This window comes from Fibrisoma limi BUZ 3 (genome assembly GCF_000296815.2).
In the GTDB taxonomy this organism is placed as follows: Bacteria; Bacteroidota; Bacteroidia; order Cytophagales; family Spirosomataceae; genus Fibrisoma; species Fibrisoma limi.
Genome location: NZ_CAIT01000009.1, coordinates 382,372 through 403,250 on the forward strand (window position 1 = coordinate 382,372; position 20,879 = coordinate 403,250).

A 20,879-nucleotide genomic window follows, 5' to 3' on the forward strand; every position below is an offset into this window, starting at 1 on the left:
GGTCCGCAAAGGTATGAATAAGTTTTGACTCGTCAAGGCACCAATCAAAAGGATTTATTTTTCAGCGCTTCCTAATCAAATTTTGAGGTTTATTTTGTTATCTTGGTAGTACGAGTACAACCTAACAGAGGAGAGGGAAACAAACGCCCCGGCTCCTGACCATCAGACGCCAAACGTAATATGAACGCCACAACTGCCGAACCCGTCATTGACTTAGAGCAGGAACGACAGGAAATCCTGAAACGCTATCGGCGCCTGCTGCGGGCTGCCAAACCGCTGTTGAAAGACAACGACGCCAAGCTGATCAAGAAAGCCTTCAATACCTCCGCCGAAGCCCACAAAAACATGCGTCGGCGGTCGGGAGAACCGTATATATACCATCCATTAGCCGTAGCGCAGATTGCCGTTGAGGAGATTGGACTCGGCACCACCTCCATTGTGGCGGCCCTCCTGCACGACGTAGTGGAAGATACCGACATGACCATTGCCGACATCGAGCGGCTGTTTGGTCAGAAAGTAGCCCGGATCATCGACGGGCTGACCAAGATCTCGGGCATTTTTGAATATGGCACCTCGCAGCAAGCCGAAAATTTCCGGAAAATGCTGCTTACGCTGTCGGACGACGTGCGGGTGATCCTGATCAAGCTCGCCGACCGGCTTCACAACATGCGGACACTGGATTCCATGCCCCGCGACAAACAGTTGAAGATTGCGTCTGAAACAATCTACATCTACGCTCCGCTGGCACACCGGCTGGGTTTGTACGCTATTAAGTCCGAGCTGGAAGACCTTTACCTTAAGCACGTAGAGCCGGAAGCCTACAAGGACATTGCCCGCAAGCTGCGGGAGACCCGGCTGGCCCGCGACCGCTTCATCAATCGATTCATCGAACCAATTGAGCAGGATCTGGCTGAAACCGGCATTAAATACATTGTCAAGGGACGACCGAAATCGATTTATTCCATCTGGAACAAACTGAACAAGTCGAAGAAGCCGTTCGAGGAAATCTACGACCTGTTCGCCGTTCGGATTATTCTCGATATTCCGTCTGACGAGGAGAAAGCAGCCTGTTGGCGGGCTTACTCCATCGTAACGGACCATTACAAGCCCAATCCCGACCGCCTGAAAGACTGGATCAGCACGCCACGCACCAACGGGTATGAATCACTGCACACCACCGTCATGAGCAAAACCGGCCAGTGGGTAGAGGTGCAGATACGTACTGAGCGGATGAATGAAATTGCTGAAAAAGGCTACGCGGCCCACTGGAAGTACAAGGGGAACGACACCCAGACCGGCGCGGGTATTGAAGCCTGGATCAGTCAGGTACGCGACATGCTCGAAACCGCCACGAGCAACACCGACAAGAAAACCGCCATTGAGTTCGTCGATGATTTCCGCAGCAATCTCTACAGCGAAGAAGTCTTCGTGTTCACACCCAAAGGTGATCTGAAAGTGCTGCAGCGTGGCGCTACGGCACTTGATTTCGCGTTCGACATTCACACGCAGATCGGCGCTCACTGCATGGCGGCCAAGGTAAACAATACGCTCGTTCCGCTCAGCCACGTACTGCAAAACGGCGATCAGGTGGAAGTAATCACCTCGAATCGCCAGAAGCCGAGCGAAGACTGGCTCCGGTTCGTGGTTACGTCGAAAGCCAAAACCAAGATCAAGGACCTGATCAAGGAGGATAATCGACGCTACGTTACGGATGGTCGCGATCTGGTTCAGAAGAAGTTGCGGGTGCTCCGGATGGAGATGACCAACGAAGTCATCAACCAGTTACGGGCTTACTTTGGCTCAAAAACCACCGACGACTTTTTCTACCGGGTGGGCAAGGGTCACATCGACGTTCAGGAACTCAAGAAGTTCAAAGCCGAAAAGGAAGCCCGCGAAAACCGCCAGAACAAGCTCAGCACCGACAACATTCAGGACGGCAAGACGTTCGAGAAAGAGCTGAAGAAGATCCACGGCGAGCGGGCTGATGCCGATATGCTCCTCATCGGTGAGGACATGGACAAGATCGACTACACGCTGGCCAAGTGCTGCAACCCTATCTCGGGCGATGACGTATTCGGCTTCGTAACCATCAACGATGGTATTAAGATTCACCGCGTTACGTGCCCCAATGCCGTCGAACTGATGTCGAACCACGGTAACCGCATCATCAAGGCGAAGTGGACATCGCAGAAAGAACTGGCCTTTCTGGCGGGTCTGCGCATCACCGGTACTGACCGGGTAGGTCTGGTTAACGACGTTACCCGTGTCATCAGCAACGAGTTGCACATCAACATGCGTTCGGTGACGATTGACTCGAAGGATGGAATTTTTGAAGGCATTATTAAGCTATACGTAAACGACACCTCGCACCTGGAAACACTTATGCGCAAGCTGGAGCGGGTTCAGGGGGTGTTTGAGGTCGTACGATTTGATTAAACAGATTGCGTGGGGCAAGGAGCATAGGGCGTTGGCTACAATTAAAATCCCCCACGCCCTATGCCCCTTGCCCCACGCTTAATAACCACTAACTTTGCATTATGCCAGCGCCGAAACAATCAAACTTAGAAGCGGCCCGGACCATATTCACAGCCTACCTCGAAAGCAAGGGACTGCGAAAAACGCCTGAGCGCTTTGCCATACTGGAAGAGATCTACAACCGCGCCGATCATTTCGACGTGGATGAACTGTACATCTCGATGAAAAACAAGAAATACCGTGTCAGCCGCGCCACGGTGTATAACACCCTGGATGTACTGGTCGACTGTGACCTGGTTACCAAACACCAGTTTGGCCGCAACCTGGCGCAGTACGAGAAGTCGTACGGCTATCGCCAGCATGATCACCTGATCTGCACCGACTGCCACAAAGTGATGGAGTTCTGCGACCCACGTGTACAGAACATCCAGAACATGGTGGGCGATATGCTCAAATTCAACGTCATGCACCACTCGCTGATCTTTTACGGTAGTTGCGCCCGCGATCAATGCGAGAACCGGCAGCTAACCGGCAAAGATGCCCAGGGCGTTCAGATACCTGTTGAAGAATAAACTATGCTGCCTATGCAGACCCATCATCTCGCCCAGATGAATATTTCGCGAATGCTCGCGCCCACAATCGACCACCCGATTATGACCGAGTTTGTTGCTCAACTCAATATCATCAACACACTGGCTGAGCAAAGTGATGGGTTTATCTGGCGGCTTACCGGGGAGGGCAACAACGCAACCGATCTGCGCCCTTACGACGACGAACGTATTATCGTGAACCTGTCCGTGTGGGAATCCGTCGAAAAGCTCCAGCAGTTTGTGTTCAGAAGTCTCCATACGGAGGTTATGAAAGACCGCCGGAAGTGGTTTGAGAAACCAAGTCAGCAAACAACCGTATTGTGGTGGGTCCCGGCTGGTCATATTCCAACCGTTGCCGAGGCCAAAGAACGGCTCACCCTACTCAATGCCAACGGCCCAGGGCCATTGGCATTCTCGTTCCGGGACATTCAGCCCGCACCGGACAGTCCAATCAATGTAAGTAACGAATTAATATAACCAGTGCCGTATCAGCGGCCAAATCAGAATGGTAGATGTTTTGTTAGGCCTCCAGTGGGGCGATGAAGGAAAAGGTAAAATCGTGGACGTTCTGGCGCCACAGTATCAGGTCGTTGCCCGCTTTCAGGGTGGACCAAACGCCGGTCATACGCTGGAGTTCGATGGGTTTAAACACGTTCTGCACCAGATTCCGTCCGGGATTTTCCGCAATGACATCCTGAATATTATCGGTAACGGGGTTGTGCTCGATCCCATCGTATTCAAGAAAGAAATTGATGGGCTATCTAAGTATAACCTTTCTCTAACGCAGAACCTCCAGATCTCGAAAAAAGCATCCATTATTCTGCCGACGCACCGCTTGCTGGACGCTGCCTACGAGCAGGCCAAAGGTGAGGCTAAAATCGGCTCTACCCTGCGGGGCATTGGTCCGGCGTATCAGGATAAGGTGGGTCGGCAGGGCCTGCGCGTTGGTGATATCCTGTCGCCAAACTTCCGCAAGAAATACGACACACTCACGTCGATCCATAAAACGATTCTGAATCAGAATAACTTCGATTACGCATCGACGCTGCCCCAGGCCGAAGCAGAATTCTTTGCCGCGGTTGAGTTCATGACGCAATTCCAACTGACCAATAGCGAGTATACAGTCAACCAGGCACTGAACGACGGTAAGAAGATCCTGGCCGAGGGAGCCCAGGGTTCACTGCTCGACATTGATTTTGGTTCCTATCCGTTCGTGACGAGTTCAAACACCATGACGGCCGGTGCCTGTACGGGCCTGGGTATAGCCCCCCGGCAGATTGGCGAGGTGTATGGTATTTTCAAGGCCTACTGTACCCGGGTAGGCAGTGGGCCCTTCCCCACCGAGCTGAACGACGAAACCGGGGAGCGGATGCGGAAAGCCGGTAATGAGTTTGGTGCCACAACGGGTCGCCCGCGTCGTTGCGGCTGGCTCGATCTGCCCGCGCTGAAGTACGCGATCATGATCAACGGCGTTACGCAACTGGTCATGATGAAAGTAGACGTATTGAATATCTTCGACCAGATTGACGTCTGCACGCACTACAAACTGCCCGACGGTACGGTGACCGAGCAGTTACCATACGATCTCTGCGACACGACGGTGACCCCGGTTTACAAATCATTTGACGGCTGGCAGACCGACCTCACCAATGTTCACGCGTTTGATGAGATGCCATCGCAACTGGCAGCCTACGTCTCGTTCCTTGAGGAATCGCTTGGGCTTCCAATCAGCTTTATCTCAACCAGTCCCGACCGCGAAGCCATCATCCATCGGCAGGCCCTGACGGTTTAGAACGTACCTTCTACGTTTCGCTTTGTTTGCAAACGCCCGCTTTTGGTGGGCGTTTTTTATTTTACGTAAAATAAATACCTAAGTATTGCCGTAAAGGACTGATAATAAAGCTATATTTAACGCTCACCTACCTAACCTTAACCGTATGCAGTTGAAGAAAAACGTTGGCTTTCTGGACCAACTGGTCCGGGCAATTCTGATTGTTGATCTCATTGTCCCCTGTCTGTTAGGGTTTGTCACCGGCTTTCTGGCCTATATCGTGATTACGCTGGCATTTGCGCTCGCCATTAGCTGCGTTACAGGCTATTGCTGGTTATACGGTGTCATTCATTTCTCTACCCGGCAGCCGACCTAAGATTTTATCCAGCTGTGACGAAAGCCACGCCTTGGTATGGGCGCGGCTTTTTTGTATTTTTGACCATTACGCATCAGCGGATGCTGACCGTTCGGCTTTGTCTACATGTCTCAGAAAGCGTTTTACCAACTGTTATATCAACAGGAACAATTGTATCGGCTACCCGACGACACGTGGCTGTCACCCTCGAGCCTACAGCAACATCAACCCCCAAACTTAGATACATTGCTGGTTGATACGCCGGACAGCGTCGTTATTGCTGTTGAGCCGACGCCTGCGCCAGTACTGCCCCAGCCCGAGCCACTTCCGCAGCCCCAGCCGCGCCCGATTGTACCGCCGATCGCCCAACCGGTGCTACCAGTCGTACCTGAGTCAACCAGACTGCCCCAGCTCAACCACAAGGTATTGCTACTGGCCGACGAAGAACTTGACCCGAGCAACCTGCTCTTTCTGGAAAAAATTCTGAAAGCGGTTAACCTGAACGTCGACGGGGTTGACCTGCTGAATCTACATGGCGTTCGGGATATGGACTTTGCTGAACTTCTTCGCGGAAAATTCATCAACCACTTTATCACCTTCGGCGTACCGTTCGAGCGTATTCACCTCGATATTATGATGGATCGCTATCAGCCGGTCCGGTTCGAAGGCATTACGTTCTTAATGGCCGATTCGCTGCCAACTATCGAAGCCGACCAGAACCTGAAACGGCGGCTGTGGACGGCACTCCAGCGCATTTTTCCCCAGCGATGAAACAGGTTCACGGTTTACCGTAGCTGCCGCTTACTTCTGGCCATCCACAAACCGGGGAACACCGGTCGCCCAAAGCCGAAAACTTTGAACCGTAAACTGTACACCGTAGCAACCGACATGCAGGAACCATCTCTCCGTAAAGTCATAACAACCACGCAGCTTTGGGCGATTGCGGTCGGCCTGGTTATTTCCGGCGAATACTTCGGCTGGAATTACGGCTGGGCCGTTGCCGGTACGGTCGGGTTTCTGATCGCTACGCTGCTGGTTACGGTGCTGTATCTGGCGTTTATCTTTAGCTATACAGAGTTGACTACGGCCATTCCAGACGCGGGCGGACCGTTTGCATACGCATTCCGTGCGTTTGGACCAACGGGTGGATTCATAGCCGGTTTTGCAACGCTGATCGACTTCCTGATGGCTCCCCCGGCGATTGCGGCTGCCCTCGGGGCCTATGCTCACTTTCTGAACCCCGCCCTGCCGGTACTCGGCGTAGCGGCTGTCTCCTACGTTGTTTTTATCGGCATTAATATTCTGGGCATTCGGGAAGCCGCCAACTTCTCGGTGATCGTCACTGTACTTTCCGTGGTTGAACTGCTGGTATTCATGGCCCTCGTCGCACCGGCTTTCAAGATGGACAACGTACTGGCGCATAATGAGTCGTTCGGCGTCGGGGGCATCTTTGCTGCCCTGCCCTTCGCGATCTGGTTCTATCTCGCAATTGAAGGCGTAGCGATGGTGGCGGAAGAAGTAAAGGAGCCCAAAAAGACCATTCCCCGAGGGTATCTGCTGAGCATCGGTACGCTGGTTGTCCTGGCACTGGGAACGATGCTGCTATGCGCCGGTGCCGGCGACTGGCGATTGATCAGTGAACTGGACTATCCCTTGCCTGAAACCCTCGCACTGACGCTGGGCCGTCAGAATGCCTGGGCAAAAATCTTTGCCGGGCTGGGTTTGTTCGGCCTGATTGCCTCATTTCATGCCAACACCATCGGGTATTCGCGGCAGTTGTATGCCCTGGCCCGGGCGGGCTACCTCCCCCGTTTTCTGGCACAGGTAAATCCCCGTTTTCGAACACCGCACTGGTCTTTAATTGTGGGTGGCCTGATTGGTTTGCTGGCCTTGTTTTCCGGCACCACCAGCCAGATCATCATTTTATCCGTAATCGGAGCGCTGATGATGTACATTGTCAGCCTGCTGAGTCTGTTAAGACTACGTCGGAAAGAACCGAGCCTTCCCCGGCCCTTCCGAACACCCTACTACCCCGTTATCCCTCTGATTGCCTTAGCTTTATCGGTCGTTTGTCTGGTAGCTATTGCGTACTATAACCCGCTGCTGAGTGCCCTGTTCGCGGGGTTGATGTTCGGATCGTGGCTCCTTTTCCGCCTGTTCATCCTGCGAACAGTGCAGTCTACTGCAACCGGGTTATCCAAGTAGAATTTGCTTCTGTAGGGCAATATTCCGTTACTTACGGGGTTTTTCATGATAAGACGTCCGCTTGTGTGACCCTTCAGTTGTCAATCGTCTGATTGTCACAGTGCAGATGTCTTTTGCTCAATCTATGACACTTATTGAACGCATACAAAATGTATTTCGGTCCGGTAAGCAACCCGTTACTACCCAGGTTGCGCCGGTTCTATCCGCTATTCCCTCAACTTCCGCGGTGCAGGCAACCGTACAACCCGACGTATTAATTGCTGATGTACCCTACGTAGTCGAGCCACTGCCTCACTGGATCGCCGATGAGGACGCGTTACGTGACGAGGGCGTGCTTTTTGGTCTATCGGAAGCCGGGCCTGAAGAGAAAGTGGCTGTTATTCGTTATCATTTTGCCCAACAAACCGCTCCCGTTGAGCAGGAAATCGAGCGATACACTGAAAAAATTGGTGAACTGAACCTGCTCATTGAGCAGAAAGGAACCCGTATCAACGATCTGCGGCAGCAACTCGACAAACTCCGTACCCGCTCATTTGTCGAGACGTACCTGCCGCGGACGTTGATCGGCCTATGCTTATCCATCGTGATGTGCATTGGTACGTTCTTTTTAATCGACGATACGCTCCAGCCGACTTTCCCCAACAACCGGTGGATCGCGGTGGGTGTTTACCTTACGGGCATGTTTGGCCTGTTCAACCGCACGTCGGTATTTCATGATGCCGGAGCCCGGCTTTCGGGTCGTCGGCTCCTCGAGGAAATCGGGTTACCGCTGGCGACATCGCTGTTTGTGCTGGCGCAGGCCTGGTCAACGCGACCAGTCTGGTCGGCGCTTGCCCTGTTTGTTTTCGTCTTTTTCGTGTTTCTGCTGGCGGGTAAGCTAACGTTAGGGCTGTTCACCGTACTGGGCAATGATCTGGCGGGCCTTCAAACCAATCGGCAGCTACGCCGTGATCGGGAGCAGCAAGTGCCCGTTCTGGAAGCCAGTCTCCATCAGCTTACCCAGGAAACTGATACCATCCGGGCGCAGAAGTGGCCGCTGGTGACGGCCCTCAACCGGACAGAAGCCGAGGTAACCCGATTGAACGCCCGGCGGGATCAGCTTGTTAACCTATTTATCAGCGAATTCGAATTGGCCCGCAGCCTCCGGGACCGGCTCACGGAACGGCAACGGGCGGAAATTTTGACCAGGTAAAAAGGTATTCGGTTTACGGTTTTAGGCCTGACCATCTGGGCAGCGCTCACCGAAAACTGTAAACCGAATACCGTAAACGCGCAACTATGGAACCTACGAACAATCCCGACTTTCAGCACGGCTACACGAGTGGTGTGGAGGGCGTAAACCGGGAAACATACGAAGGCTATCTGTCGAGTCAGGTCAGCAACGAGTGGCTTACCGAACGGATTGGCGAAAAACGGGCCGAACTACAACGTACGGACGATAAACTGACCGAGGCCACCGAAGCCCGGCGTACTGCCTATGCCGACCTTCAAACGCACGCACTGAAAGTCGAACAGCTATCGAAACAGGTCAGCCAGCGGGAACGCGACCGGCAAGCTCTGGAAGCCGACCGCGACCAGCTACGGGAGCGACGTACCAAAGCCGCGCCCGAGTACTCCCTGCTGGCGGGGCTGCTGTTTCTGATCGCGGGGATCTCGTTCCTGGCGGGCGATCTGATCATCTCGCATGAGATCGTAGCCTACGCCCTGAACATCCGCAACACGAACGAAGCCTGGGCGTTTGCGGTGGGTCTGGCGATGGTGTCTATCCTGCTGAAACCGGCCTACGACCGGCTCATTGAACAACCGTATCAGGAGAATCCCGAACGTAACCGGACTAAATACGAACGCTTCAAGATAATTCTGGCCGTTTTTGCGGTGGTGACGCTGGCCGTTCTGGGCTGGTTCCGGTACGAAGCCTACCGCACCGATCAGTTGAAAGCAGCGATTAACAAGTCGATCCGGCAGATGCAGTTCAACAATACAGATCCGTCGGGCGCTACGCAGGCGCTGGACCCGGCAACACTGAATCGGATTGAGAAACAGTTGCAGGAGTCCAACGAGCTGAACCTGACACTGGTGAATAGCCCCTGGGCATTGCTGTCGTTTGTGCTGAGTGGGATTTTGTTTGCGCTGGCCGGCGCGGTCTGTCTGGGTATTGCCCTGCCGGTGCTATCGGCGTTCTGGTTCCGCTGGTTACAGGCCGATATCAAGCTCTGGAAACTACGTCGGCGCCTGAAGCGGCTCGACAGGGAGCTGGCTCCGATTGAACAGCAACTGGCCGAAGAGCGTACCCAGCAGAACGTGTTGCAGCACAATCTCGACCTGTTGCCCTCACTGGATGAACTGCGACAGGAACGTCAGCTCATTACGGCCCAGTTGAACGAATTAATGGCCGACCTGAAACTGGCCCAGACCGACAGCCGGATTCACAACTTCAATGATGGCTACGGCCAGGGCGAAGCAGCCCGAAACGTGTTGAGTGCGGAAGAACAGCGGCAGTTGCAAAAGGAAATGCTGTCGTTGCAGAACAGCGGACGTAATGGCCGCACATCCGGTACTAACGGCAATCCGGCCGACAAAGCGCCGAACGGTAAGCCACAAGGATCACGACCGTTCCAGACAATCCGCAAGTTTCTGTCCGACGACCTGTAGACTTACCTCTGATTGATTCCCAGAGTCCAGAAAGTTGAATCTTCTGGACTCTGGGAATCACTGTTTATTTAATTCGGAAATTAATACCAATGCTCGTACGCCACTGACTGGCATCCAGAGCCGGGCGTCCACTGTTGGTTAGCATACGTTCCGCCAGTCCTTCCAGCGACCAGCGCTTACCCAATCGGTAATGAATGCCTAGCCCCGCATGCGTCTGAAGCGTATTCGCATATTGCGGTGATCCAAATTGCTGTGGGCTGGGACTGGCGTAATCGGTGTAGTATTTAGTACGTCCATACATGGCTCCGGCCTGTGCAAACAAAGCAACCCGCTGACCTCTCACAAAATAATATCGCGTAGACAATCCGCCACCCCAGAACTTCGTCTGTGAACCATCGTTTGCGTCGTAACGGGCATCGAGCGCTACTGACCAGCCATCCTTCAGAAAGTACTGCACGCGCGGTGCAACATGGTATGAATTGCCAATGTACCCTGCATACCCAAAGCCCGTGCTAACGCCCAGATTAATACGTCCCTGCCCCAACAACGTTTGCTGCCGGTCATTGATGGCTGTTTGGGCCTGAACGGTCAAGGACAAACAGATCAGGAAAAGAATTGAAAAGTTTTTCACAAAATTATTGCAATTGGTTTGCAGGCAAGATACCGCCGAGGCCAGATTCGTTCGAATCCAGACGCATCTTTTAACACATTTTAGGATAACGTATCCCTCAGAACACAACGCCCGCCACCAGGCCACCGAGGATTAGCAGGAAAGGAGGAACACGGGTAAATTCCTGCAAAACGATGGTGCAGATAACAATCATGACGGAGGGCCAGTGCGGAACCATCGGCTCAAACAGCACCAGAGCCGCAGCCGCCGTGAGCCCCGTGCTGGCGGCATTGATGCCTTCCAGCGACGCCCGAACGACGCGGTACCGCTTGAGTTGATCCCAGAACCGGTAGACAAAGAAGATTAGAAACGTACCGGGCAGAAAGATTCCGGCCGTTGACACGCAGCTCCCCCAGAACTGACCGTACACACCCGTATCGCGCATAGACAATGCCCCAATGTACGATGAGAAGGCAAATACCGGCCCCGGAACCGCCTGCACCAGTCCCAGTCCCGACAGGAACTCCTCCCGGGTCAGATATTGCTTAAACGCGACGAACTCGTTGTAGAGCATGGGGGTCAGCACCTGCCCCCCACCAAATACGAGGCTACCGTTACGATAGAAGTTCTCGAACAGACGGACGGGCAACGACTGCGTAATAGCACCAAGGGTAGCAGCCGCAATCAGTACCCCCAGCCACAGAAAGAAATTGGCCCACTCGACCCGGAGCGGTATTTTGTCCATGCGCTGCTGCTTCTCATACGTCAGTGCCGTCGTAACGCCACCCACCACAATCACAACCGGCGTCATGTAGGGCGATCGGAACGCGTAGGCCGTCAGTGCAGCCAGTATCGCCAGGACCAGACTGGTTTGGTTTTTAATAACTTTCCGGCCAATCCGGTATCCGGCCACAATCAGAAAGCCGACGGCCATAGGTTGAATAAACCGGGCGAAATGCAGGGATAACTGCTTCTGTTCGAGGTAGTAGACGCCAATACCGGCAGCCGTCATAATTGATACGGCCGGCAGCACCCAAAGCAATAACGTCAGGTAAGCGAGGTTCGGACCACCGATTTTGAAGCCCAGCGCCGTTATGGTCTGCGTGGAGGTGGGGCCCGGCAGCACTTGGCAGAGTGCGTTAAGCTCCATCAACTCCTCCTCAGTCAGGTACCGGCGTTGCCTGACAAACCGATCGAACATCATCGCCAGATGCACCTGCGGTCCCCCAAACGTAGTCAGCGCCAGAATCAGCACATCCTTCAGGAAGATTATGTACCGGATTCGGCGCACCGGCTTAACCGTCGTCAGGTTGGGAAGCATGCGGTTTGGTAAGCGAAAGAGGAGATGTCTGTACATGCCAACGCCAATTGTGACTTGTTGAGCTGAATTAACTACAAACTCAACAGTCTATCTCGGCATTGCCTTACTTTCTTACTAAATAATCAAATCTGATGTCAGTTTACAAAAAAAGGCTACCAATTTCTGTTAGAATCGATAGCCTTCCAGAGAATACTAACAATAGAGCTACGCTTTTTTCAGCCCTAGTTCGCGCAGGCGTTCATCCAGAAACTCGCCAGCCGTCATATCGGTGTATAGTTTAGGATGTTCAGCGTCAACGCAACTCTCCAGACACGTCAGGTCCATGCTGCCCCGGGGGTGCATGAAGAACGGAATGGAATAGCGGGATGTGTTCATCAACTCGCGGGGCGGGTTCACGACCTGGTGAATCGTCGACTTCAGTTTGTGGTTTGTCAGCCGGTCCAGCATATCACCTACGTTCACGATGACCTGATCAGGCAGCGCCGTGATCGGTATCCACTTTCCATCGCGACGAAGCACCTGAAGACCATCGGCGCTGGCACCCATCAGCAACGTGATGAGGTTAATATCCCCGTGCGCAGCCGCCCGCACAGCCCCGTCCGGCACTACGTTCGGATCGAGCGGGAAGTAATGCAGCGCCCGCAGGATGCTGTCGCCGTTCTGTACCTTGTCCTCAAAATAATCTTCCGGCAGTTTGAGGTACAGGGCAATGGCCCGCAGCAACGTCCGGCCCGCATTTTCGAGCGTCCGGTACGTCGACAGGGTATTTTCCCCAAAGGCCGGGTACTCGTCCGGGAACACATTGGCCGGCATATCCCCTACGGGTTCGGGCTGGCCAATGTGGTAAAACTCTTTCAGATCAGCCACCTTAAATCCTTTGGCCGTTTCTTTTCCCTTGCCGACATAGCCGCGCTGGCCATTCAGTTCAGGGTGCTCATATTTCTGTTTTACAGCATCGGGGGCCGAAAAGAATTCCTTGACGGCTGCGTATAAACGCTGGGTCATTTCGTCCGTCAGACCGTGGTTTTTTATTGCCACAAAGCCGATCTGATTAAAAGCCCGGCCTAATTCCTGCACGAAACGCGCCTTACGCTCAGGATCACCGGATGTAAAATCGGCCAGATCGAGCGATGGTATCTCGTCGTATAGAGGCTGTTCAACAACTGCTTGCTCTGTCATACGTTAACAATTTATACAAAATTACGAAAGTTTACGGAACCGACGGGCTAGCAGAGCGCCCCCTTATTGCGGAACTAATGAGGGGTAAGCTGAAACATCTCTCCAACCTGCTCTGTTTAGTTTAAACCATCTATTGCGGATTTTGAAGTAGGTACTCAACGGTATGGAAAAGGATCTTGGCGACCGCCCCCGGTCATCTGACTCGCTCTGGCAGGTGGCCCTGGATCAGTCGGCCAGTGGTATAGTTATTTACGAAGCTGACCGTCGGGATGATGGCCAGATCGATGCCCTATGGGTACGTCTGGTTAACCGACGGGCAGAGGATATAATTGGCCTGGCCAGGCAGGATATGATCAATCAGAAAGCCGCCAATTTGTTTCCATCTGCTCAGCCCACTACCCTCTGGGAAAACATACATCACGTCATCAACACGGGCAAACCCCACCGTTCCGAGCTGTTTTACCAGGTCAGCCGAACGCACAAAGACCATTGGTTTGATCTGTGCATTGAACCCGTTGGCGACGGACAGTGTGCCGTGGTATCGTTTACGGATATTACAGCGTTGAAGAGCACCACGCAGGCCCTAATGGGGGAAGCGATCCTCTTCGAGACCCTATCCACGACCGTACCGGGCATGTGCGTCGTGGTCGTTGACCACAATCAGCAAATACTCTTTGCCAATGGAGAACTTCCGGGTCTCTACAGCAACCGGCACCCGGAAGAGATGATCGGTCAGCCGATTATCGATACGATCATACCCGAGTTCAAGGCTGACTGGAAACGCTACGTCGGTACGGCACTCAACGGCGAACAGCACTCGTTCAGCGACCATTGGGGCGGCTGGCGGTGTGAATGTTACGTTGGCCCGGTTCGTAATGAACTGGGCGAGATTACGATGGGCATCTGCGTGTACCGCAACGTATCGGAACAGTACCGACAGCAGCAAACCCTTCAGCGCATGAACAATGACCTTCAGCGTTCTAACAAAAGCCTGGAACAGTTTGCCTACGTAGCTTCCCATGACCTGCAGGAACCCTTACGTAAAATCAAATCCTTCGGCGATGTTCTGGCGGAACGATACGCAGACCAGCTCGATGAAGCTGGTCATGACCTGATCCGGCGTATGCAGTCGGCCGCCGACCGAATGAACACATTAATCCGGAACCTGTTGAATTACGCCCGGCTTACGCCCCCCACGGACGTATCCCAACAGGCAAATTATCGGCTGATTAGTCTGATTGATCTGCTGAACGATTTGCAGACGGATCTGGAGGTAATGGTCAACGAGCACCAGGCTATTCTGAAGGTAGGTACAACCATTCCGATGGTGCCGGGCGACCCGACGCAGCTACGGCAGTTGTTCCAGAACCTGATTGTAAATGCCATCAAATTCAGTCGGCCTGACATCCAACCCAAGGTAACCGTTTCCGGCAGCCTGATCAGGGGGGTCGACGTACCGGAATTCCCGACTGTTGATCGAACGCAGGAATATGCAATCGTCAGTGTGCAGGACAATGGGATCGGTATCGATCCGAAGGACTATGAAAAGATTTTTGGTCTGTTCAGCCGATTGCACGGCCGCCAGCAGTTTGCCGGATCAGGGATTGGGCTCGCCACCTGCAAGCGGGTAGTTGAAAATCACGGTGGTACTATTGCGGTCGAGAGTAAAGTCGGGCGTGGTTCTACGTTCCGGGTTTACTTACCGCTACACGTACCCGAACAGATAGTTAATTAGTTCAGGGTTTACAGTTTCCTGCCAGCGTCGAAACCTGTAAACCCTGAACTGAATACTTATTTCGCGCTGGCAAACAGTTGCCCTACTTTATCCCAGTCGTACACGTTCCAGGCAGCCGCAACGTAGTCGGGGCGCCGGTTCTGGTATTTGAGGTAGTACGCATGTTCCCACACGTCCAGACCCAGCAGGGGCGTACCTTTTTTGTCGGCCAATTGCATCAGCGGGTTATCCTGATTGGGCGTCGAGGTGATTTCCACGTCGTTACCCGTCTTAATCAGCCATACCCAGCCTGAGCCAAAGCGACCGCCGGCAGCTTTTGCCCATTCAGACTTAAAGTTGTCGAACGAGTTATACTTCCGGTTGATGGCCTCAGCGAGTGCGCCCTTCGGTGCGCCACCTCCTTTAGACGACAGAATGCTCCAGAAGAATGTGTGGTTCCAGTGCCCGCCCCCGTTGTTTCGGATAGCGGCCGGTGTACTGCTGTCGATACCTTTCACCAGATCATCAATATTCATCGATGCATATTTGGTACCGGCAACAGCCTTGTTCAGGTTATCCACGTAGGCTTTGTGGTGCTTATCGTGGTGAATTTCCATCGTCGTTTTATCGATGTGAGGTTCCAGCGCTCCTGCATCGAATGGCAGAGGAGCCAGTTTGAACGGCCCTTCAGCCTGGAAGGAGCTTAATCCATACGAACGAAGAGTAGTAAGGCCAAGGGATGCACCGAAAGCCAGTTTCAGAAACTCGGAACGATTCATGCGGAGTGTGTTGATTTGGGATGAAACTACATTCCTAAGCAAAACCGTCCTGTACGGCCGATGTTTGCGTCTCCGCAAAGAAAAGGAGTTTTTATGAAATGATAGTTTGCGAAAGGGGTAATTAAACCAGTACGCCCGCCGGCTTGTACTTTGTTTCAGCACAGACCGGCGGGCGTAGTGAGAAATGGTGTATAGTACCAGATTAGTCGTAGGCAATTCGGCTCAGAATACTTCGGCCGAGGGTTACTTCGTCGGCATATTCGAGATCTCCACCGATGGGAACCCCCCGGGCGATGGTTGAGATCCGGAGGTTGAATGGCCGGAGTTTTTTTTGCAGATAAAACGCCGTCGTATCGCCCTCCATGGTTGGGCTGAGCGCCAGAATGATTTCCTTTACCTGCTCGCCATCCGGACTACGTAGCCGCGCCAGCAATGACTCGATCTGGAGATCGCTGGGTCCCACGCCTTCAACCGGCGAGATGATACCGCCCAGGACGTGATATAGCCCTTTGTATTGCGCTGTGTTCTCGATAGCCAGTACGTCGCGGGTATCCTCCACTACGCAGATCAGCGATTCGTCGCGCTTGCGGCTCGCACAAATGCTGCAAAAATCATGATCGGACAGGTTGTGGCACTTCTGGCAATATTTCGTTTGCGAACGCACGGCTTTCAGCGCGTTAGCCAGCGATTCGGTTTGATCTTCGTCGCGTTTTAGCAGGTGCAGCACGAGTCGCAGGGCGGTTTTCTTCCCAATCCCCGGCAACTTCGACACCTCGTTTACCGCGTCTTCTATGAGTTTGGATGGATACTCCATTGAATGAGCGAATGAGTGAATGGTTCAATTAATGAATTTCAGCGTCGGTAATCGTTCGCTCATTCACTAATCAACTGATTCACAATTAATGTAAGACTTCTGCGCTGATACCGCGCCGACAGATTTCGTTGCGCATGGGCACCAGTTCCTCCCACGATCCGTTCTTAACGGTGCATTTACCTTTGAAGTGAATCAGCAACGTGCACTGTTCGGCCTGTTCGGGCGTGTGGCCGCACACGTCAATCAGGGTTTCAATCACGTGATCAAAGGTGTTCACATCGTCATTGAAGACCACGAGGTTATGGACATCCGTTTCGATGACTTCGTCGAGCACATCCACCGAGGTTTCTTCAAAAGGTTGCATGAGCGGGTAAAGTGTGTTTATTTAGCAAATTTACTGAAATTTGACTGCTTCTAAAAGCGGCCTGCATACGTAGAAATAACCTTATTCCGGGCTAAAAAGTTGCCCGTTTACCAAATGAATAGCACCGTCGCGCTTACCATTCTGATTGCCTATTTCGGCATGCTGATCATTGTTTCGTACTATACCTCACGCGGAGCGGATACGAACACTTTTTTCACAGCTAACCGCCAGTCGCCCTGGTACTTGGTGGCCTTTGCCATGATCGGTACGTCTCTGTCGGGCGTGACGTTCATTTCTGTTCCGGGGGCCGTCGGCACCAAGGGGTTTTCGTATTTTCAGGTGGTGCTCGGTTACCTGATCGGGTACTACGTGATCGGGGCCGTTCTGATGCCGCTTTACTACCGAATGAACCTGATTTCGATTTACGGGTACCTGGAAAAACGCTTCGGGTTCTGGTCGTACAAAACCGGTGCCGGCTTCTTTTTACTGGCCCGGACGGTTGGGTCTGCCGTGCGGCTCTACGTTGCGGCCGGGGTGTTGCAACTCGCTATTTTCGGACCGCTGGGCGTACCGTTCGAGGTGTCGGTAGCCATCACGATCCTGCTGATCTGGCTGTATACGTTCAAGGGCGGGGTGAAGACCATCATCGTAACGGATACGCTGCAAACTACCTTTCTGATTACGGCCGTCGTGCTCACAATCATCCTCATTGCCCGCGAACTGAATTACAGTTTCAGCGAAATGTCGGCTGCCATCAACGATAGTCCTTATTCGCAGATTTTCTACTGGGATACCAATGATCCCAAGAACTTTGTCAAACAGTTTCTGTCGGGCATTTTCATCGCCATCGTGATGACCGGGCTGGATCAGGACCTGATGCAGAAAAACCTGACCTGCAAAAACATCGGCGAAGCCCAGAAGAACATGTTCTGGTTCACGATCACGCTGACGATTGTCAACTTCCTGTTCCTTAGCCTCGGTGCTTTGCTGTACTTATACGCCAACGCCAGGGGCATCGCAATTCCGGCCAAAACCGATGACCTTTACCCCATGCTGGCGCTTAATCACTTCGGCGTAGTGGTGGGCATTACGTTCCTGCTGGGCATCACGGCCGCTACATACGCCAGTTCAGATTCAGCCCTGACCGCCCTTACCACCTCGTTCTGTGTAGATTTTATGAATGTAGAGAAACGGCCCGAAACGGAACGCGCCCGTATCAAGCACTACGTTCACATCGGTTTCTCGGTGCTGTTCTGGATTGTTATCGTCATTTTCAACCGCCTGAACAGCAGCGACGTTATCACGGCGGTATTCGATCTGGCGGGGTATACTTACGGTCCCCTGCTGGGTCTGTATGCCTTCGGGCTGTTCAGCAAACGGCCGGTTATGGACCGCTTTGTGCCCTGGATCTGTATTATATCGCCCGTACTGACCTATATCGTCAACGCCAACTCAGCCGCCTGGTTCAACGGGTACCAGTTCGGTTTCGAGCGACTGATTTTGAACGGCTTGTTTACGTTCATCGGCTTATGGGCCGTATCGCGACCGGTACGGCAGGAAGAAGCCGTAGCGGTGTAACTACGTCCTTCAGATAACCACAAACGCCTGGCAACTTGCCAGGCGTTTGTGGTTACTAAGCCGTTTTCTCGTAGTCTTCGCTCGTAAGGCCCATTGCACCGCTGGTTTCAATGGTACCATCTCCCCCATCCGTCAAACCACCCAGCGCAGCGTCGGCCTCATTGCCCGGATCACCGCTTTCTAACGCATCGTCGCGTTCTTTATCCTCGGCACCGTCTGGCGCTGAACCGCCATCATCACCCGGCGCATACATTCGTATCCACGTGTTCATACTTGTCCCTTTTATTATGCATTAACCGGTTGCCGACTGCTAAGTTTAGGGTTTGATCAGCAAATAAGTAACTAGTCAATGCGGTAGTCCGAATGCTTATTTCTCAGCTTCTTTTTCGCAGCGTGCTTCTGCAAAAGAGGTACGCTGGATAGCTCTGAAGGGGCTTTGGGTGATGGAGCCCAAGAGCTTTCGGACGTATGAACGTAGCTAAGAAACGCAGATTCTTATTGACCGTTTCCGTAACCAATTGTACTTTGTGCATGTGAAAGCAGTTTTCAGTTTCTTACTCAGCGTAGCCGTAGTTCTACCAGCCGCGGCTCAGTTTACGTTTTCGCCCGAGAAGCCGCAGATCGGGCAGGTGGTTTCGTTTACCTACACCCCCCAACGAACCCCACTGGCGGGCGACACCACCCTGGAAGGGCGCTACGTGCGATACAATGATCCGGGCAGTATCAAGTTCAGCAAAGGCATTCCGGTGCCACTGGTTCGGCAGGGCGACTACTTTACGGGACAGCTTCCCGCGCAACGAGCCGGTACGGCCGGTATGATGATCGCCTTCCGAAACCCCAGGGTGCCCAAACGGACCGACCTCAATAACGGACATTTGTACTCGATTCCTTTCTACGATGGTAAGGACTGTCTGGTACCCCACGCGCTGGGTGGGCAGGCCTCCGTATTCAGCCGAACCGGATTTATGTACGATCTGGATGGCCGGGTCGATCCTAACTGGCTCGTGCTGCTGTACGAATGGGAATTGATTCAGTATCCGGAACACAAACCGCAGTACTGGTCCGACTATGCCCTGGCGATGATTAAGCAGCGGAAACCCGGCTATGGTCCCAAAGTGAAAGCGTATATAGACTCATACCTGGCGTCGCGACCCGAACCCACCGCCGACGAATTGACCCGGGCCGGGGGCCTGTACGAGCAAATGGGCGATTTTACCAAGGCCAATGCCCTGCGCGACCGGATGAAAAATCTGGACCCTAAAGGGCCGCTGATGCAGAAATCGCGCGCCGAGGCTGTCCGGAACGAACCGAACTGGGCCAAAAAGAAGGCAGCTTACGAAGCGTTCATTAAGGATTTTCCCAACTCGACGCATACGCCGGTACTGACCAACATGATAACCGACGGCTACTACAAGGCCGGCGACCTGCGCGGTCTGGTCGCGTTCATCGACCCGTTACCCAATACCTCCGTTGATCCGCAATGGCTCAACAGCGTAGCGAATCAATTGGCCGAAGATCGGCGTGGTCTGACCGAAGCCGAGTGGATGATCAAACGGGCGCTGGCAGTTCTGGATGCACAGCCTAAACCTTCCCGCCCGTCGGCACAATGGCAAGCCGAGCAACAAGCCCGCAAACGGCAATACATGGCAACGTATGCCTTCGCACTGGAACAGCAGGGCAAAGACAAGGAAGCCTACGATACGTACCTGCAAGCCATTAATACGACCAATCCGGAGGACAGCGACATCAAAACCAACGAACGTTACTGGCTCTGTGCCCTCCGAACCGGCAATGGTGAAACAGCCCGCCCGAACGTCGAAGCGTTTGTACAGGAAGGCCGGTCCAACAACCGGCTTAAAAACGCCCTGCGCGATTATTACGCGAAGAAGACTGGTAATGCTGCCGAAGCGGAAACCTACGTAGCCAAACTCGAAGCCGACCTGCGGGCCGACCTGCGCGAAGAACTACGTAGTACGTTGATCAACGAACCAGCCCCGGCCTTCAGCATGACCGATCTTAAAGGTCAGAAGATTTCACTGGCTTCGCTACGTGGGAAGGTCGTAGTGCTGGATTTCTGGGCGACCTGGTGTGTACCCTGCATTATGTCGTTTCCGGCTATGCAACAGGCCAAAGCGTATTTCAAAAACGACCCGAAGGTGCAGTTCCTCTTTGTCAATACCCGCGAGGGTGGACCGCTGCAACGCGTCCATGACTTCATGGCTAAACGTCCGTACGGCGATTTCGTCGTACCGGTCGATGCTGGTCAGCGGGTGGCCAATGCCTACAAAGTGCAGGGCATTCCGACCAAAGTTATCATCGATCCGCAGGGGCGTGTTCGCTACCGGGGCATTGGCTATTCTGGCGATGCCGAAGCTACCGCCAACGAAATGACACTGCTTGTTGAACTGCTGAAAGAAGGAAAGTAAGCACGTAGTGTAGCGTATTGGTCTGTACACTCAAGAAGTTAACCCA

The 20,879-nt window shown here is 53.3% G+C and carries 19 protein-coding genes; 12 read left to right on the top strand and 7 right to left on the bottom strand.

What is annotated here, in order from left to right; translation table 11 throughout:
• Positions 1-180: 180 nt before the first annotated feature.
• The 9 genes from BN8_RS21100 to BN8_RS21140 all read left to right on the top strand — a co-directional run bounded on the left by BN8_RS21100 (position 181) and on the right by BN8_RS21140 (position 10,048).
• On the top strand, positions 181-2,436 hold the full coding sequence (locus BN8_RS21100; RefSeq protein ID WP_009283967.1) for a RelA/SpoT family protein: 2,256 nt from the start codon (positions 181-183) through the stop codon (positions 2,434-2,436).
• Between the two features lie 101 nt (positions 2,437-2,537).
• A complete protein-coding gene (locus BN8_RS21105; RefSeq protein ID WP_009283968.1) occupies positions 2,538-3,047 on the top strand; it encodes a Fur family transcriptional regulator in 510 nt (169 codons plus the stop codon).
• 12 nt (positions 3,048-3,059) lie between these two features.
• On the top strand, positions 3,060-3,542 hold the full coding sequence (locus tag BN8_RS21110) for a DUF3291 domain-containing protein (protein WP_040006689.1): 483 nt from the start codon (positions 3,060-3,062) through the stop codon (positions 3,540-3,542).
• Positions 3,543-3,570: 28 nt separating this feature from the next.
• Entirely contained in the window at positions 3,571-4,857 is a 1,287-nt protein-coding gene (locus tag BN8_RS21115; protein WP_009283970.1) for an adenylosuccinate synthase, read from the top strand.
• Positions 4,858-5,002: 145 nt separating this feature from the next.
• Positions 5,003-5,212 (top strand): YgaP-like transmembrane domain, encoded by a 210-nt coding sequence (locus BN8_RS21120; RefSeq protein ID WP_009283971.1) that lies wholly within the window; start codon positions 5,003-5,005, stop codon positions 5,210-5,212.
• 105 nt (positions 5,213-5,317) lie between these two features.
• Complete coding sequence (locus BN8_RS21125) at positions 5,318-5,962, top strand: hypothetical protein (protein ID WP_009283972.1); 645 nt, start codon at positions 5,318-5,320, stop codon at positions 5,960-5,962.
• Between the two features lie 84 nt (positions 5,963-6,046).
• Entirely contained in the window at positions 6,047-7,396 is a 1,350-nt protein-coding gene (gene eat, locus BN8_RS21130; protein ID WP_009283973.1) for an ethanolamine permease, read from the top strand.
• 124 nt (positions 7,397-7,520) lie between these two features.
• Positions 7,521-8,588 (top strand): hypothetical protein, encoded by a 1,068-nt coding sequence (locus BN8_RS21135; protein WP_040006406.1) that lies wholly within the window; start codon positions 7,521-7,523, stop codon positions 8,586-8,588.
• A gap of 86 nt (positions 8,589-8,674) precedes the next feature.
• Positions 8,675-10,048: a tropomyosin gene (locus BN8_RS21140; RefSeq protein ID WP_009283975.1), complete on the top strand. Its 1,374-nt coding sequence runs from the start codon at positions 8,675-8,677 to the stop codon at positions 10,046-10,048.
• Between the two features lie 64 nt (positions 10,049-10,112).
• On the opposite strand, the gene BN8_RS21145 is transcribed toward BN8_RS21140, so the two are convergent.
• The 3 genes from BN8_RS21145 to BN8_RS21155 form a co-directional block, all read right to left on the bottom strand.
• The gene (locus BN8_RS21145) at positions 10,113-10,679 is read right to left on the bottom strand and encodes a porin family protein (RefSeq protein WP_040006407.1); all 567 of its coding nucleotides are present in this window, start codon (positions 10,677-10,679) and stop codon (positions 10,113-10,115) included.
• A 97-nt stretch (positions 10,680-10,776) separates the two neighbouring features.
• A complete protein-coding gene (chrA, locus tag BN8_RS21150) occupies positions 10,777-11,979 on the bottom strand; it encodes a chromate efflux transporter (protein ID WP_040006408.1) in 1,203 nt (400 codons plus the stop codon).
• Positions 11,980-12,183: 204 nt separating this feature from the next.
• Positions 12,184-13,158, bottom strand: coding sequence for an isopenicillin N synthase family dioxygenase (locus BN8_RS21155; protein ID WP_009283978.1), 975 nt, complete (start codon positions 13,156-13,158; stop codon positions 12,184-12,186).
• A gap of 163 nt (positions 13,159-13,321) precedes the next feature.
• Between BN8_RS21155 and BN8_RS21160 the strand changes: the two genes are divergently transcribed.
• On the top strand, positions 13,322-14,893 hold the full coding sequence (locus BN8_RS21160; RefSeq protein ID WP_009283979.1) for a sensor histidine kinase: 1,572 nt from the start codon (positions 13,322-13,324) through the stop codon (positions 14,891-14,893).
• Between the two features lie 56 nt (positions 14,894-14,949).
• Here the strand turns inward: BN8_RS21160 and BN8_RS21165 are convergent, their stop codons facing one another.
• The 3 genes from BN8_RS21165 to BN8_RS21175 form a co-directional block, all read right to left on the bottom strand.
• A complete protein-coding gene (locus BN8_RS21165) occupies positions 14,950-15,651 on the bottom strand; it encodes a superoxide dismutase (protein WP_009283980.1) in 702 nt (233 codons plus the stop codon).
• 202 nt (positions 15,652-15,853) lie between these two features.
• A complete protein-coding gene (gene recR / locus BN8_RS21170; protein ID WP_009283981.1) occupies positions 15,854-16,465 on the bottom strand; it encodes a recombination mediator RecR in 612 nt (203 codons plus the stop codon).
• Between the two features lie 85 nt (positions 16,466-16,550).
• Positions 16,551-16,829 carry an ATP-dependent Clp protease adaptor ClpS gene (locus BN8_RS21175; RefSeq protein ID WP_009283982.1) on the bottom strand — a complete coding sequence of 93 codons (279 nt, stop codon included), beginning with the start codon at positions 16,827-16,829 and terminating at the stop codon, positions 16,551-16,553.
• 114 nt (positions 16,830-16,943) lie between these two features.
• Between BN8_RS21175 and BN8_RS21180 the strand changes: the two genes are divergently transcribed.
• On the top strand, positions 16,944-18,407 hold the full coding sequence (locus BN8_RS21180; RefSeq protein WP_009283983.1) for a sodium:solute symporter: 1,464 nt from the start codon (positions 16,944-16,946) through the stop codon (positions 18,405-18,407).
• Positions 18,408-18,462: 55 nt separating this feature from the next.
• Here BN8_RS21180 and BN8_RS21185 read toward each other — a convergent pair whose 3' ends face one another.
• Positions 18,463-18,678: a hypothetical protein gene (locus BN8_RS21185; RefSeq protein ID WP_009283984.1), complete on the bottom strand. Its 216-nt coding sequence runs from the start codon at positions 18,676-18,678 to the stop codon at positions 18,463-18,465.
• Positions 18,679-18,940: 262 nt separating this feature from the next.
• Here BN8_RS21185 and BN8_RS21190 point away from each other — a divergent pair, with 262 nt between their 5' ends.
• Complete coding sequence (locus tag BN8_RS21190) at positions 18,941-20,833, top strand: TlpA disulfide reductase family protein (RefSeq protein ID WP_192579082.1); 1,893 nt, start codon at positions 18,941-18,943, stop codon at positions 20,831-20,833.
• Positions 20,834-20,879 lie beyond the last annotated feature (46 nt).